The sequence below is a fragment of the Kribbella sp. NBC_00709 genome (assembly GCF_036226565.1).
In the GTDB taxonomy this organism is placed as follows: domain Bacteria; phylum Actinomycetota; class Actinomycetes; order Propionibacteriales; family Kribbellaceae; genus Kribbella.
Genome location: NZ_CP108996.1, coordinates 5,592,980 through 5,607,448, shown reverse-complemented (window position 1 = coordinate 5,607,448; position 14,469 = coordinate 5,592,980). Strand labels below are relative to the sequence as shown.

Sequence of the window (14,469 nt, the reverse complement as noted above, 5' to 3'; positions counted from 1 at the left end):
GGAGTGGCAGGATGAGCGACATGAGTTCGCCTTCGGCCATCGACAAGACGCTGATGGTGCTGGACGCCGTACTGGAGCACTCGCGGTTCACCGACGTGGTCAACGCGACCGGTCTGGCCAAGTCCACCGTGCACCGGATCATGGCGTCGCTGGTCGAGCACGAGTTCGTCGCCCAGGCCGACGACGGCTCGTACCATCCGGGACCGAAGGCGCTGCGGCTCGCGGGTCACGCATTGACCAACGTCGACCTGGCCACGGTCGCCCGTCCGGTGCTCGCGGACCTGGTCGCGCAGACGCGGTGCACGGTGCACGTCGGACTGCTGAACGGCGACGAGGCCATCTACGTCGCACGCCTCGACGGCCCGAAGCCGTACCGGATGCCGTCGCGGGTCGGCAAGGCGATCTGGCTGCACTGCACCGGGATCGGCAAGGCGCTGCTCGCGGAGAAGGACGAAGAGGCTCTCGACGTCCACATCACACGGACCGGTCTGCCCGCGCGGACGCCGCTCACGCACACCACCGCGACCGCACTCAAGACCGATCTCGCCCAGGTCCGGTCCCGCGGGTACGCGCTCGACGACGAGGAGAACGAGCCCGGCATCCGCTGCGTCGCCGCAGTCATCCACGACCACACCGGCGCCGCCGTCGCGGCTGTCAGCATCTCCACCTTGTCGCTGGAGCAGTCGATCGCCCAGGTAGCCCTGATGGCGCCGGCCGCAATCGAAGCCGCCCGCAAGATCTCAGCCGCCCTCGGCTACCGCGAACCCACCAACTGACGCTACGCCGTCACGAGCGTGGCGCGGCGACTCTCGGCCCAGCGGACGACCGGTACGAACAGGGCGCCGGTCAGGGCGAACCAGGCGCCGAGGATGATCCAGCCGGGGACGCCGAGGCCGAGGGGCAGGAGGGCAAGGACGGTCGGGGCGATCATGGTGCTGATCGACATGCTCGTGTTCCAGACGCCCTGGTACTGACCCTGTGCGTGGCCGGGCGCGAGGTCGAAGCTGAGCAGGAACGAGCCCGACGACTGCATCAGCTCGGCGATCACCTGGACCAGAGCGCCCACAGCGAGCAGGGCAACCGCGATCAGTGCGTTGCCCCAGGTGGCGCCGGCCAGTAGCACCATCGATGCCAGCAGCAACAACCCGGCGGTGCGGGTGGCACGCGCGGCCGTGGTCGGGTCCGCGATGCCACGCGACGACCGTACTTGGAACAGCGAGACCACCACGGTGTTGATGATCAGCAGCAACGCGACGGTCCAGCGCGGGGCGTCGGTGTGGTCGACCACCCAGAGCGGGATCGCGACGTCGAGTACGGCGAAGTGGATGCTCATACCCGCGTTGAGCGCGGCGACCGCGATGTACCCACGGTCGCGCAGCGCGATCCACACCGGGCCGTCACCATCATGTGACTGCGGCGCCACCCGCGGAATCGCCAGTACGACGAAGGCCGCAACACTGCTCAACAACGCATCGAGCACGAACATCACGCGGTACGCCGTAGCCGTGTCGAAATGCAGCGCGAAGGCACCGATGGCGGCGCCGACCATGATGCCGATGTTCGTGATCGCCCGCAGGTACGCGCGGGCCGCGACGCGGCCCGCGCCAGTGGTCAACGCAGCGATCAGCGCGGCCCGGACAGCACCGGCACCGCGGTCGATCATCGTCAGCACGATGCTCACGACGAGGAACTGCCAGAAGTTCTGCACCACCAGGTAGAGCAGCGACAGCCCGCAGACCATCAGGCTCAGGACGACGAACAGACCGCGCGGACCCCGCCGATCTGCTAGATGCCCGAGCGGCACGGCGGACAGCAGCCCGAACAACCCGGCGATGGTGAGACCGAGGCCGACCTGCGCGATCGACAGGCCGACGATCCGGTTGAAGTACAGCACGCTGACCGTCATCAGCAGCCCGTTGCCGACGCGGCTCAGCAGGGTCGCCAGCGCAAGCGGCCGCAGCGGCCCCGGCTCCGGCAGCACTCCCCTGCGGACGGCTGTCTGCGCGCTCATCCGCGCGCCACCACGCGCTGCGCGGTGTCGCGGAGTTCGTCCATCAGGGCGACGCCGGAGTCGAGCATTCGCTGCATCTTGGCGGGCTCCTGCTGGGCGAACATCAGGGCGACGGTGACCTCGTGGTCCGGCCGGCTGATGACTTGGATGGGATCGCCGGCGCCGATCGTGCCCGCGCGGAGCACCTTCAGGTACGCGCCGGGGCGGCCGGCCTGGTGGAAGCGCTTGACCCAGCGCGGCTCCTGCATGCGGTGCTGGAAGGTGATGCACGGGATGCGGGGTGCGCGGACCATCACCTCGACCTCTTCGCCGATCCGCCACACCTCACCGAGCAGTGCGCCGTTGACGTCGAGCCCTTCGGTGCGGAGGTTCTCGCCGAACAGGCCGGACGGGATGTCGCGGTCCAGTTGGGCGGCCCACCAGTTCGCGTCCTCCTCGGCGTACGTGTAGAGGGCGAGATCGGGACCGCCGTGGCTCTTCGTGTCGCAGACCCGGTCGCCGGTCAGGCCGAGCTCGCCGACGTGGACCCGGCCGGGCTGCGGTCGCTTGTCGATGGCGGTGAGCCCGGTCTCTTTCGGACCGGGAATCAGCTTCTCCACCACATTGACCGTCAGCAACCGCATACCGGCATCCTCTCCCGGCCGGTTGGCCGCGATCCACCGGTTTTACTGCTGCTTGAGCGGGAGTATGGCGATGATCACCAGCGTGGCGGCCGTGGCGGCGACCCCGATCCAGGCGGCCGCGCCGTACCCGGACTCCCGGGGGAAGACGCCCGTGGTGTGGGCGGCCAGGATGAGCCCGCCGAGGGCGCTGCCGGTCGAGAAGCCGACGCTGCGGACGACCGCGTTCACGCTCATCGCGCTGGCCGTCTCCTCCCTCGGGGTCACCGCCAGGATGACGGCGGGCATGGCAGCGGAGAAGGCGCCGACGCCGAAGCCGAGGATGCCGATCGCGAGGATCGGTTCGACCAGGTGTGAGCGGGCGAGCGCGAAGAGTACGAACGCGGCCAGGACGACCGCCGTACTTGCTGCGAGCAACCATCTGGCGCCGAGCCGCTCCCGCCAGCCCGGGACCAGACGGCCGGCGACGAAGCCGAGGATCGAGAACGGGACCAGGACCAGGCCGGCCTCGAAGGTGTTCAGCCCGAAGCCGTACCCGGCCGCGGCGGGGGTCTGCACGTAGCGGGTGATCAGGCTGAAGAGCAGGTACATGCCGACGCCGCCGGTCAGCATCACGAGGTTGGCCGCGGCGACCGCGGGATGACGAAGGAGACGTACGTCGACCAGTGGCTTCTCGGTGTGCGCCTCGAGGACCGTCCAGCCGATCAGCACAAGAAGGGCGGCCACGAGGATCGCGATGGCGAGTGCGGCGTGATGCCGCCAGAGGTTGGTCTCGCCGATGACCAGGAGCAGGGCGGGTAGCGCGATCGCCAGCAGGATCGCGCCGCGGAGGTCGAGGCGGGTCGACGGGCGCGGCGGAGCCTCCGGCAGCGCGAAGACGGCGGCGAGCAGAGCAGCCGCGGTGATGACGAGGCCGAGGCCATAGGCGGCACGTACGCCGGCGAGGTCGGTGAGCAGGCCCGACAACGGGTAGCCGATCCCGATACCGGCGGTCGATGCCACCGACAACAATGCGATGGTGCGCGCGGCCCGCTGCTCGTCCAGGTGGTCTCGCGCGACCGCCATCATCAACACCACCAGCCCGATCCCGGACCCCTGCAGCGCCCGGCCGACCAGCAGGAGCGCGAACGGCAGCGGGATCACGGTCAGCAGGCTGCCGATGACCTCCACTCCCAGCATCACCAGTACGACGGTCCGCCGCCGCGGCCCCGACCCGAGCCGACCGAGCACCGGCGTCGCCACCGCACCCGCGAGCAACGCGATCGTCAACGTCCACTGCGAGGCCGCCAGCGATACGTCGTACTCCTCGGCCACGGCGGTGATCAGCGGAGCTCCCAGGCTCCCGATCACCGCAACGATCAACCCGACGAAGACCAGGAACGCCACGAGCCTCCGAGAGGACATCCTCATTGGTTGGTCTCGGTGGTGATGTGGGCGAAAAGGCCTGGTTTTATTCGGGTTCTGGCCTGGTGGGACCACGGTTCGTCGACCTGTGGCAGATCGAGGGCCGCGTTGGTGTTGAGAAGCATGCCGAAGGCAAGGAACGACTTGATCGTGACCGGATCCAGCTGAGCCGTGTCGGCAACGGCCTGCCAGAGCCGGGCGAAGCTGGCACGGACGGCGTCGCGGACCTCGCCGTCGCCGGCCGCGGCCGCGGCGGTGCCCTGAAGCTGGAGCAGCAGCGTCGTGCGATCGGCGAGCATCTCGTTGTACTCCTGCCCCATCGCCGTCAGCGCCTCGATCCCGCTCGACCCGCCCGCGGCGGCCAGCATCGCCAGCGTCATCCGCCCGAACGCGGCATCCACGCAGGCCAGGAACAGCTGCTTCTTCGTCCCGAACAGGCGGAACACGTACGCCTGCGTGATCCCCGCCCGCCGGGCGATCGTCTCGGTCGACGCGCCGTACAACCCCGCGGTCGCGAACTCCTCCTCGGCGATCCCCAGGATCTGCTCACGCCGCTCTCGCCCAGTCATCCGCATACCGGCGAAGTTAGTAGGTAGTAACTACTAACTACAACCCAATGTCTCGTACCTCACTCCCGCGCGGCCGCGCGGAGCTCAGTCCTGGATGGCCTTGACGATGGCGATGTTGCGGGTGAGCCAGTCCTGAGGAAGGGTGCCGTCGGTGTTCTCGAGCGTGCCCAGCACGTTGAGCATCTGCCGGACGATCACCCAGTCGCGGGCCCGGTCCTCGTCCAGGCCGGCCGCGTCGATCGCGGTGTAGAACCGCTGCCGGACCGCGAACCGAAGGTCGCCGGCGGCCACGACCTCGTCCCACCGGTTCCAGATCAGCGGCGCGACCTCGAAGTGCGGGTCACCGGACAGCGGCTTCGGGTCGATCACCAGCCACGGCTCGCGGTCCGCGGCCAGCATGTTCTCGTAATGCAGGTCGGTGTGGATCAGCCGGCCGTCGGTGGCCGGGTCGGCGATGAAGTCCTCCGAGAGCGAGATCGCCTGCTCGACGTACCGATGCGGCACCGGCGCCGACGCGGGCAGCCTCCGGAAGCCCTCCACCCAGCGCTTCAGCTCCCCCGACAGCGTCCGGTACTGCGGACCCGCCGCGACATGCAGCCGTTTGTAGGTCGCGCCAACGAGCTCGCACGCGTCCAGCGCGTCGATCGTGGTCAGGTCCCGCGACTCCAGCCGCTCGAGCAGCAAGGCGAACCGGCGTGGGTCCGCCCGCAACAGTTGCACCGCGCCGTTGCCGGCCCACGTCCGCAGTGCCAGATGCTCGGTCTCGGCCTCCCAGTGCGGGAACTGCACCTTCAGCACGGCACGCTTGCCCTCGGCAAGCACCGGCACGACGATCGCGCAATTGCCGTACGCCGGCTTGCCGTCGACGCGCAACTGCCACTCGTCGAGGAGATCCCGGATCAGCCGCGGAAGCCGATCGAGCCAGTCCGCCCAGTCCGGCCCGCGAGCTGCGACGGCGAGCAGGCCGGCCGGGATCTCGACCGGCACTAGCGGGCGGACTTCCGGCGGAGCACTACTTCTTGCCCGCCTTCTCGGTGGACTCGGACGTGCGGAGGGCGGCGATGAAGGCCTCTTGCGGGACCTCGACCCGGCCGACCATCTTCATCCGCTTCTTGCCTTCCTTCTGCTTCTCGAGCAGCTTGCGCTTCCGGGTGATGTCACCGCCGTAGCACTTGGCCAGCACGTCCTTGCGCATCGCGCGGATCGACTCACGGGCGATGATCCGGGACCCGATCGCGGCCTGGATCGGCACCTCGAACTGCTGCCGCGGGATCAGTTCCTTCAGCTTGCCGGCCAGCGCGACGCCGTACGAGTAGGCGTTGTCGCGGTGCACGATCGCGGAGAACGCGTCCACCGTCTCGCCCTGCAGCAGGATGTCGACCTTGACCAGCGCGGCCGCCTGTTCGCCCGTCGGCTCGTAGTCCAGCGACGCGTAGCCCTTGGTCTTGGACTTCAGTTGGTCGAAGAAGTCGAACACGATCTCGGCCAGCGGCAGCGTGTAGCGCAGCTCGACCCGGTCCTCGGACAGGTACTCCATCCCGAGCAGGTTGCCCCGCTTGGACTGGCAGAGCTCCATGATGACGCCGATGTAGTCCTTCGGGCTCAGGATCGTCGCGCGGACGACCGGCTCGTAGATGTCGGCGATCTTGCCTTCCGGGAACTCGCTCGGGTTGGTGACGACGAACTCCTTGCCGTCCTCCATCTCGACCCGGTAGACGACGTTCGGCGCGGTCGAGATCAGGTCCAGGTCGAACTCGCGCTCGAGCCGCTCCCGGACGATCTCCATGTGCAGCAGCCCGAGGAACCCGCAGCGGAAGCCGAACCCGAGCGCACCCGAGGTCTCCGGCTCGTACTGCAGGGCGGCGTCGTTCAGTTGCAGGCGCTCCAGCGCGTCCCGCAGCGTCGGGTAGTCGTCGCCGTCGATCGGGAACAGCCCGGAGTACACCATCGGCTGGGGGTGCTTGTAGCCACCGAGCGCCTCGGTCGCACCGTGGACGGCCGCGGTGACGGTGTCACCGACCCGGGACTGGCGAACGTCCTTCACGCCGGTGATGAGGTAACCGACCTCACCCACGCCGATACTCGGCGTCTTCATCGGCTCCGGCGAGATCACCCCGACCTCGAGCATCTCGTGCACCGCGCCGGTCGACATCATCTTGATCCGGTCCCGGTGGACCAGCTCGCCGTCGACCACCCGGACGTAGGTGACCACGCCGCGGTACGTGTCGTAGACCGAGTCGAAGATCAGCGCCCGCGGCGGCGCGTCCTTGACGCCCTTCGGCGGGTCGATCTGGGCCACGATCTCGCTCAGCAGCGCCTCGACACCCTCACCGGTCTTGGCCGAGACCCGCAACACGTCGGACGGGTCGCAGCCGATGATGTGGGCCAGCTCGGCGGCGTACTTCTCTGGCTGCGCGCTCGGCAGGTCGATCTTGTTCAGCACCGGGATGATGTGCAGGTCGGCGCCCAGCGCGAGGTACAGGTTGGCCAGGGTCTGCGCCTCGATCCCCTGCGCCGCGTCGACCAGCAGGACCGCGCCCTCACACGCCTCCAGCGACCGGGACACCTCGTAGGTGAAGTCCACGTGGCCCGGCGTGTCGATCATGTTCAGGATGTACGTCGTACCGTCGGGTGCCAGCAGCCCGCCGGGGGTGTCCGGCTTCGGGGCGAACGGGAGCCGGACCGCCTGCGACTTGATCGTGATGCCGCGCTCGCGCTCGATGTCCATCCGGTCGAGGTACTGAGCCCGCATCGAGCGGTCGTCGACCACTCCGGTGATCTGCAGCATCCGATCGGCCAGCGTCGACTTGCCGTGGTCGATGTGGGCGATGATGCAGAAGTTCCGGATCAGCGTCGGGTCGGTACGACCCGGCTGCGGCACATTCGTGGGGCCAACGGGCACGGAGGGGATCCAGTTCTGGTCTTGGGTGATATCCGGTCAATCATCCCATGCGGGTCCAGCAGATTCGAAAATCATGAGCGGGCGACGCCCAGGTCACCTACCGTGGTGACGCATGGCGCATGCTGCTGGGGTCCGGTTGCCCTTCGAGAAGACGCCCACCTCTGTGCGGGCCTGGGTGGAACATACGCTCGGCTCAGCTGTGGTGTCGGCTGCCACGCAGCAGGGCGGCTTCTCCCCCGGCGTCGCCGCCCGCCTGGTGACCGCCTCGGGCCGCCGGGCGTTCGTCAAGGCAGTGGGTACGTCGCTGAACCCGAAAACGCCGGACCTGTTCCGCCAGGAGATCACCGCCATGCAGGCCATCGGCCGCCTCTCGATGGCGCCGCAGCTGTACGACGTGTACGACGACGGCGACTGGGTCGGGATGCTGTTCGAGGACATCGAGGGGCGATTGCCCGCGCATCCCTGGGAGCAGGCCGACGCGGACCGCGTACTGGGCGCGCTCGAGGACCTGACCGACGCGCTGGACCCGTCGCCGTGGCCGGACGCGCCTCAGGTTGCCCTGCGGAGCCACGACTTCCTGAGCCGCTGGGACAACGTGCTGGCCGACAACCTCGCCGTACCGGCGTGGATGGAGGGCCGGGTCGAGAAGTTCGCGGAGCTGGCGCGGACCGGGCTCCGGGCGCTCGCTGAGGGAAAGGCGCTGGCGCACTACGACCTGCGGGCCGACAACATCATCCTGACCGACGACCGCGTCGTGTTCATCGACTGGGCGCACCCGGCGTTGGCGCCGCGGTGGACGGACACGGTCATCCTGCACGCGGAGATGCGCGGATCGGTCGTGCTGCCGGAGCTGCCGGACGACGAGGCAATCACCGGTTTCATCGCAGCGATCGGCGGCGGCCTGTGGTGGGGCGCCGCGCAGCCGGCACCACCCGGGCTGCCGACGATCCGGACGTGGCAGCGCTCATCGGCTCTGGACCACCTGGACTGGGTGCGCGAGAGACTGCAGTAGCCCGGGATGCAGCGTTTCCGGGGGATGCGCGTCTCTGAGGGTGTGACGAATCTAGTGGTGAGTATCGAGCAGCATCCTCACCAGGCGGCGGCCGGCGACGAGGCGCGTGAAGCCGTCTCGGCGCTGTACGGCCGGGAGTGGCGCGGTCTGGTGCGCCTGGCCGTCCTGGTGATCGATGACAGACAGACAGCCGAAGACATAGTCCAGGAGGCGTTCGCTCAGCTGTACCGGCGATGGCCACTGAAGGACTCCGACAAGGCACTGGGATATCTCCGCACAGCCGTCCTCAACGCGGGGCGGTCCGCGCTCCGGCGCCGTCGGGTGGCGCGTCTCTACACTCCACCCCGCCAGGCGCCAGAGGACTCCGCGGAAAGCACCGCCGTGCTCAGCGAGGAACGCCTCCAGGTACGCCAGGCACTCCAGGAGCTGGCCACCCGGCCCCGTGAGGTGCTGGTCCTGCGCTACTACCTCGACCTGCCCTTCGACGAGATCGCCGAGATCCTCGGCATCAGCGCATCCACCGCCAGGGCGACCGCGTCGCGCGGCCTCACGGCTCTGACCAAGAAACTCGAGGAACTCCGATGAACGACACCGAGACCCGCCTGCGCGACTACCTGCACACCAAGGCCGGCACCGTGCCGGACTCCGCCAACGGCCCGGGCCTGGAACTGGACAGCACCGGCACCTCCACCTCCACCCGCCGCCGCTGGGTCCCGATGGCGGTGGCCGCTGCCGGCATCGCGGCGGTGCTGACCCTGGCCGTGCCGTTCCTGCACAGCATGGGCAAGCACGACGACCAGCCGTCCGTCAGCAGCCTGCCGGCCAGGGGCCCGGTGTCGGCCGGAGCGCCCAAGATCCCGTACACGACTCTCGTCCAGAACAACCCGGACAACCCGCTCGACACCTGGTGGGCGGCTGTCCACGACGGCGGAAAGACCGTCAAGAACCCGGGCGTGAAGGGCAATGTCGTCGCACGGACCGAGGGCGGCTGGCTCGTCAACACCGGCTACCCCGATCCGGACAAGGCACAGGTCGCCCTCGTCTCCACGAGCGGCAAGGTCCGTCCGATCGGGCCGCTCGGGGCCTTCGGCCCGTGGGTCTCACCCGACGGGCAGCAGTTCGCCGTCGCGCTCTCGAAGTACGGCCGGGCCGAGAATCGAGTGGTCGTCGTCGACGTCAGGTCCGGCAAGGAGGTGTCGAGCCTCACCGTCAAGACCCCGAACCTCGAACTCCTCGGCTGGAACAAGGACGGCATCTGGCTGGACGAGCACTCTCCGGACCCGGTGCCCGTGAAGCTCTGGCAGCCCGGATCGAAGGATGTCCGGACGGTCGGGACCTTCAGCGCCGGCACCCTGCACATGACGCGCAGCAACAACACCGTCACGCACATCACCTTCAAGGGCGACCAGTCCTGCGTCACAGCCGCCACGCTGGGAGCCAAGGGGCTCGAGGCGAAGCGTGAATACTGCTTCAAGGCACCGGTGGCCGCGGCGTACGTGACGGTGTCGCCGGACGGGGCGACGATGACCATCAGCAACATCGGGGTCGCCGTCGACATCGCCACCGGGAAGGTCACCAAGATGAAGCTTCCGGCCACGGCGAAGTGGTTCGAGGACGCGATCTTCGAGGACCCGGACAACATCATCGTGGTCGACGAAGCCGGGCCGGCGCAGAAGCTGTTCCGCTGCGCCGTCGCGACCGGCGAATGCAAGCAGGTCGCGGTCGCCAAGCCCGACGAGATCATCCAGCAAGTACAGCCCTGATCCACGTCCATCGGCTCAGCACGCTCATTGCGTGCTGAGCCGATGGTCTGTGTTCAGCTGTCGACGCGGACGATGGTGGAGCCGGAGCCGTCTGCGCCGTCGGAGAAGTGCAGTTGACCCAGATACCTGGTGCCGGTGGTCAGACCGGCCCAGGACGCCGTGACGCTGGTCTGGCCGGCAACTGTGACCTGCTGGCTGGCCGGTGTGACCGTCAGGTTGCCTTCGGCCTTCTGCAGTTCCCAGTGGTTGAGCTTGACGGTCTGCTCGTTCGCTCCGGCGTACAGGTCGACGTACACGTCCACCTGACCACCTGCCGGCCGCGGGAGGTTGACCTCCTCCTCGGCTGAGCCGCCAGTACTACTGCCGAGCAAAGTCGTCGTACCGGCGCTGTAGACGAACACATCCAGGTCCGTGCCTGCTGGGTAGTCCGCCTCGAACGTGGAGAACCGGGCGTGCGTCGTACCGGCCGGGACGTTCACCGTGAACTTCGCGACATGGTCGTTCGCCTTCGGGGCGGTCGTCGGGAACGCCACGCCACCCGGGTTCTTCAACGCGGCGTCGCCGACCGTGGCCGGGTCCAGACCGCTTGCGGTCGCGTTGAGCGTCCCGGCGTACCCGGCCGTCACCGGGACCTGGACCGAGCCGCTCGTCCCGGTGCCGTTGACCTGCGCCGGCGCCTTCACGGTGAGCGGCTTGATCGCCAGCGTGCTGGCGACCGAGTGCTTCGCGGACTTCCAGATCAGGCGGCCGAACGAGTACTGCTCGAGCGGCGCACCGTTGTTCTCGAACGTCACCTTGTACGTCGTGCTGCGCCCGGGCAGCGTGATCAGGATCCGCGGCGACACCGTCACCTCGAGACCCTTCAGACCCTCGACCTTCGGGAAGTAGATCTCCGGCACCTCGCTGACGTTCGTCACGGTCCGGGTCACGGTCTGCTTGCCGGCCAGGTCGCCGATCGCGATCGTCGGGTAGTTGAGGTCGCTCAGATCGATCTTGCCGTTCGCGCACAGCTCATGCGTGGCAGGGACCTGACCGGAGCCGCAGATGAACTTCGTCCAGTCGGTGTACGTCGAGTCGTAGACCAGGCCGGGGTCCATGCCGGTCTTCGGCTGCACCAGGCCGGCGCCGTACCCGAACGGGTTGGCCTGCGAGCCGGAGTCGTTCTTGATCGGCTTGCCGCTGCTGTCCTTGTCGGTGGCGGTCGTCATCATCGCGGACTTGATGGCCATCGGCGACCAGGTCGGGTGCTTGGCCTTCAGTACGGCGGCGATACCGGCGATGTGCGGCGTGGACATCGACGTACCGCTCATGAACGCGTACTCGCCACCGGCCGCGCTGAACGCGGTCGTCGCGGCGAGGACGTTCGTACCGGGGGCCATGATGTCCGGCTTGAGCAGGTCGCCGTTGCCGGCCGGGGACGGGCCGCGGCTGGAGGAGGCGGCCACCATCGGAGCATTCACGCGGACCGGAGTACCGGGGCTGATCGCGGCGGTCGGGTTCGCCGTACCGCTCACGTATGCCTTGATCTCCGGGGCTTTGGTGTCGTCCAGGTGGACGGTCGGAACCGAGTGCAGGTCGGAGTCGAGCGTGCCCGGGGTGATGTTGAGCAGGATCATGCCGACACCGCCGGCGTTCTTCACCTGCAGGCTCTTGTCGACGCGGGCGTTCACACCACGGTCGCAGACCACGATCTTGCCCGCGACCTTCGCCGGGTCGAGCGTGCCGGCCTGGCACAGGACGAGGTTGGTCGGGTCAGCTCCTTGGAGTCCGGCGTCCTTGGCCAGGATCACCGGTGCGCTCGCTACGCCCGCACCGATGCCGGCTCCGGTGTACGACTTCCCGTTGCCCAGCGTCACTGTGGTCTGGATGTCGCGGTCATGGGTGCCGTTGGCAACGGACGTCACCCACGGGTACGTCTTGCCGACGGTCGCCTCGCCCGGGCCGGTGTTGCCGGCGCTGCTGGCAACGAACACACCCGCCTTGGCGGCACGGAGGAACGCGAGCCCGGTCGCGTTCACGTACGACGAACCGCTGCCGGAGATCGAGTAGTTGATGACATCCACGCCGTCCGCGACCGCGGCGTCGATCGCGGCCACGATGTCGGCGTCCGTACCGCTGCCGCCACCGGTCGCGTCGACCGCCCACAGCGCCTTGTAGATCGCGAGACGGGCATGCGGCGCCATACCGGAGCCCTTGCCGTAGTCGCGGCCCATGACGCTCATCTCGACGCCGTAGTTGCCGGCCGCGGTACTCGCGGTGTGCGTCCCGTGGCCGCCGTAGTCACGCGGCGACTTGTACTCCTCCGGGATCGGACGGGTGCCGATGCCCTTGTCGAAGTACCGGGCGCCGATCACCTTGTTGTTGCAGGTGACGGGCGCCTCCTCGCCGGCCTGACAGGTGCCCTTCCACTTCTTCGCGACGATCGCGTCGGACTGCTCGGAGGTCTTCATCGGCGCGAAGCTCGGCCGCTCCGGGGTGTAGCCCGAGTCGATCATGCCGATGATCACGCCATCGCCGGCCTTGTCGACCCCGCCCGCCTGCTGCCACGCTCCGCCCTTGCCGGACAGGCCGAGGAAGCGCGGGGTGTCGACGGTGTCAGCATGCTCGATCTCGCTCGGCTCGACGCTCTTCACCCCGGACGACTTGGCCAGCTCGACCGCGTCGTCGTACGACATCTCGGCCGAGAAACCGGCGTACGTGTAGTTGTAGTCGTAGAGCTTGGTGATCTTGCTGTTGTGCAGCAGCTGGTCGCGCTCGCCGGTGAGGTGCTTGACGTAGTTGATCACCGGGGCGGCGGACTTGAGCAGCTTGCCGCCGGGCGCGACCTTCGTCGCGGCGAGGCCGGCGATGTCGCCGTCGTACTCGGCCACCGGGGAGTCGTCGAGCTGGACGATGTACGAGCCGGTGTCCGAACGCTTGACGTCGGGGTCGGCTGCTTGGGTCGTCGTCTGGGTCGTCGTCGTTGGCTGGCTGGCGTTGGCGGCGTTCACCAGCAGGGGTACGCCGGCGGTCGCGGCGATCAGCGCTGAGGCGACAACGATCGCCTGGCGTTTGCGGGTCACGGAGATCCTCCAGGGCTGGGCGGCGCGATGGTGGAGCGTTGGCTCGCAGGACTACCCGGCGCCGGCAGGTGATCAGCGTCACGGGGCCCCGAGTATGCCGTCCGGCCCGCGCCGATGTCACGCTCACCCGTGCAGGCGCATGCCGACAGCAAGGGAAAACCCGATGCCCGACCTGACCGAGTCCATCGAGGTCGCCGCCTCCCCCGCGACGCTCTATTCATTGGTGGCCGATCTACCCCGCATGCGCGAGTGGAGCCCCGAATGCACCCGCGTCACCTGGTCAGCCGATCCGGGTCCTGCCGTCGGGGCGCGGTTCATCGGTCACAACCGGGTTGGCGTTGTGCGCTGGTTCACGTTCGGCCGCGTGGTGGCCGCCGAGCCGGGCCGCCGGTTCTCCTTCTCCATTCACTTCGGCCCGATCCCGATCTCGCTCTGGGAGTACGACTTCAGCCCGACCGCGACCGGCTGCGAGGTGACCGAATCCTGGACCGACCACCGCCCGGCTCCGTTGAAACTCCTCTTCCGCCCGGTCTTCGGGGACCGCACTCCACGGAACGTCCACGGCATCCACACCACTCTCAACGGGCTGAAATCCACCGCCGAGTCGGTCCTGCACCGGGAGTGAGTTTGGAGCTGGGGTCCGCTTGTTGGTAATCTGGTCCTTCGCGCGCCCACGGGCGGTGTCTAGCCGTGCGCCGCGACACCTTCCGTATTGACCGCACACACCTGATCGAGGCTCTTCTTCGTGGCGAACATCAAGTCCCAGATCAAGCGCAACCGCCAGAACGAGGCTGCGCGACTTCGCAACAAGTCCGTGAAGTCGACCCTCAAGACGGCTGTTCGCCGCTTCCACGAGGCCGTCGAGGCCGGTGAGGCCGACAAGGCCCAGGAGACCGCCCGCAAGGCCGGCCGCCTGCTCGACAAGGCCGTCAGCAAGGGCGTCATCCACGCCAACCAGGCTGCCAACCGGAAGTCGGCCCTCTTCAAGAAGGCCGCCTCCCTCTGATCCACCGGCCGCGCGCCCGCCGCGCGGCCACCCGAACGATCGGCCCGTCCCCAACGACCGGCCGATCGTTTTTGCATGCCCAGGCCCGACCGGCGCGAAGACCGCCAACCACCTGACCTG

At 68.4% G+C, this 14,469-nt stretch carries 13 protein-coding genes; 6 read left to right on the top strand and 7 right to left on the bottom strand.

All coding sequences use genetic code 11. The annotated features are described in order from the left end of the window. Positions 1-20: 20 nt before the first annotated feature. Positions 21-776 (top strand): IclR family transcriptional regulator, encoded by a 756-nt coding sequence (locus tag OHA18_RS27675; protein ID WP_328998228.1) that lies wholly within the window; start codon positions 21-23, stop codon positions 774-776. Between the two features lie 2 nt (positions 777-778). On the opposite strand, the gene OHA18_RS27670 is transcribed toward OHA18_RS27675, so the two are convergent. The 6 genes from OHA18_RS27670 to lepA all read right to left on the bottom strand — a co-directional run bounded on the left by OHA18_RS27670 (position 779) and on the right by lepA (position 7,506). After that, positions 779-2,011, bottom strand: coding sequence for an MFS transporter (locus tag OHA18_RS27670; protein ID WP_328998227.1), 1,233 nt, complete (start codon positions 2,009-2,011; stop codon positions 779-781). After that, positions 2,008-2,634, bottom strand: a complete 627-nt coding sequence (locus tag OHA18_RS27665; protein WP_328998226.1) for an MOSC domain-containing protein — start codon at positions 2,632-2,634, stop codon at positions 2,008-2,010. Before OHA18_RS27665 ends, OHA18_RS27670 begins: the two co-directional genes overlap by 4 nt. A 42-nt stretch (positions 2,635-2,676) precedes the next feature. Further along, entirely contained in the window at positions 2,677-4,035 is a 1,359-nt protein-coding gene (locus OHA18_RS27660; RefSeq protein WP_328998225.1) for an MFS transporter, read from the bottom strand. Between the two features lie 2 nt (positions 4,036-4,037). Continuing rightward, positions 4,038-4,610 (bottom strand): TetR/AcrR family transcriptional regulator, encoded by a 573-nt coding sequence (locus OHA18_RS27655; protein ID WP_328998224.1) that lies wholly within the window; start codon positions 4,608-4,610, stop codon positions 4,038-4,040. A 78-nt stretch (positions 4,611-4,688) separates the two neighbouring features. Beyond that, the gene (locus OHA18_RS27650; protein WP_328998223.1) at positions 4,689-5,591 is read right to left on the bottom strand and encodes an aminoglycoside phosphotransferase family protein; all 903 of its coding nucleotides are present in this window, start codon (positions 5,589-5,591) and stop codon (positions 4,689-4,691) included. Between the two features lie 25 nt (positions 5,592-5,616). Next, entirely contained in the window at positions 5,617-7,506 is a 1,890-nt protein-coding gene (gene lepA, locus OHA18_RS27645) for a translation elongation factor 4 (protein WP_328998222.1), read from the bottom strand. A 112-nt stretch (positions 7,507-7,618) separates the two neighbouring features. Between lepA and OHA18_RS27640 the strand changes: the two genes are divergently transcribed. The 3 genes from OHA18_RS27640 to OHA18_RS27630 are packed head-to-tail and all read left to right on the top strand — an operon-like array spanning position 7,619 to position 10,281. Further along, positions 7,619-8,518, top strand: a complete 900-nt coding sequence (locus OHA18_RS27640; RefSeq protein ID WP_328998221.1) for a hypothetical protein — start codon at positions 7,619-7,621, stop codon at positions 8,516-8,518. Between the two features lie 57 nt (positions 8,519-8,575). Beyond that, on the top strand, positions 8,576-9,103 hold the full coding sequence (locus tag OHA18_RS27635; protein ID WP_328998220.1) for a sigma-70 family RNA polymerase sigma factor: 528 nt from the start codon (positions 8,576-8,578) through the stop codon (positions 9,101-9,103). Next, entirely contained in the window at positions 9,100-10,281 is a 1,182-nt protein-coding gene (locus tag OHA18_RS27630) for a hypothetical protein (protein ID WP_328998219.1), read from the top strand. The genes OHA18_RS27635 and OHA18_RS27630 overlap by 4 nt, the downstream gene beginning before the upstream one ends. A 53-nt stretch (positions 10,282-10,334) precedes the next feature. Here OHA18_RS27630 and OHA18_RS27625 read toward each other — a convergent pair whose 3' ends face one another. Further along, entirely contained in the window at positions 10,335-13,343 is a 3,009-nt protein-coding gene (locus OHA18_RS27625) for a S8 family serine peptidase (protein WP_328998218.1), read from the bottom strand. Positions 13,344-13,506: 163 nt separating this feature from the next. On the opposite strand from OHA18_RS27625, the gene OHA18_RS27620 reads away from it, so the two are divergent. After that, positions 13,507-13,968 carry an SRPBCC family protein gene (locus tag OHA18_RS27620; protein ID WP_328998217.1) on the top strand — a complete coding sequence of 154 codons (462 nt, stop codon included), beginning with the start codon at positions 13,507-13,509 and terminating at the stop codon, positions 13,966-13,968. Positions 13,969-14,088: 120 nt separating this feature from the next. Continuing rightward, positions 14,089-14,349, top strand: a complete 261-nt coding sequence (gene rpsT / locus OHA18_RS27615; RefSeq protein WP_134097262.1) for a 30S ribosomal protein S20 — start codon at positions 14,089-14,091, stop codon at positions 14,347-14,349. Positions 14,350-14,469: the final 120 nt, after the last annotated feature.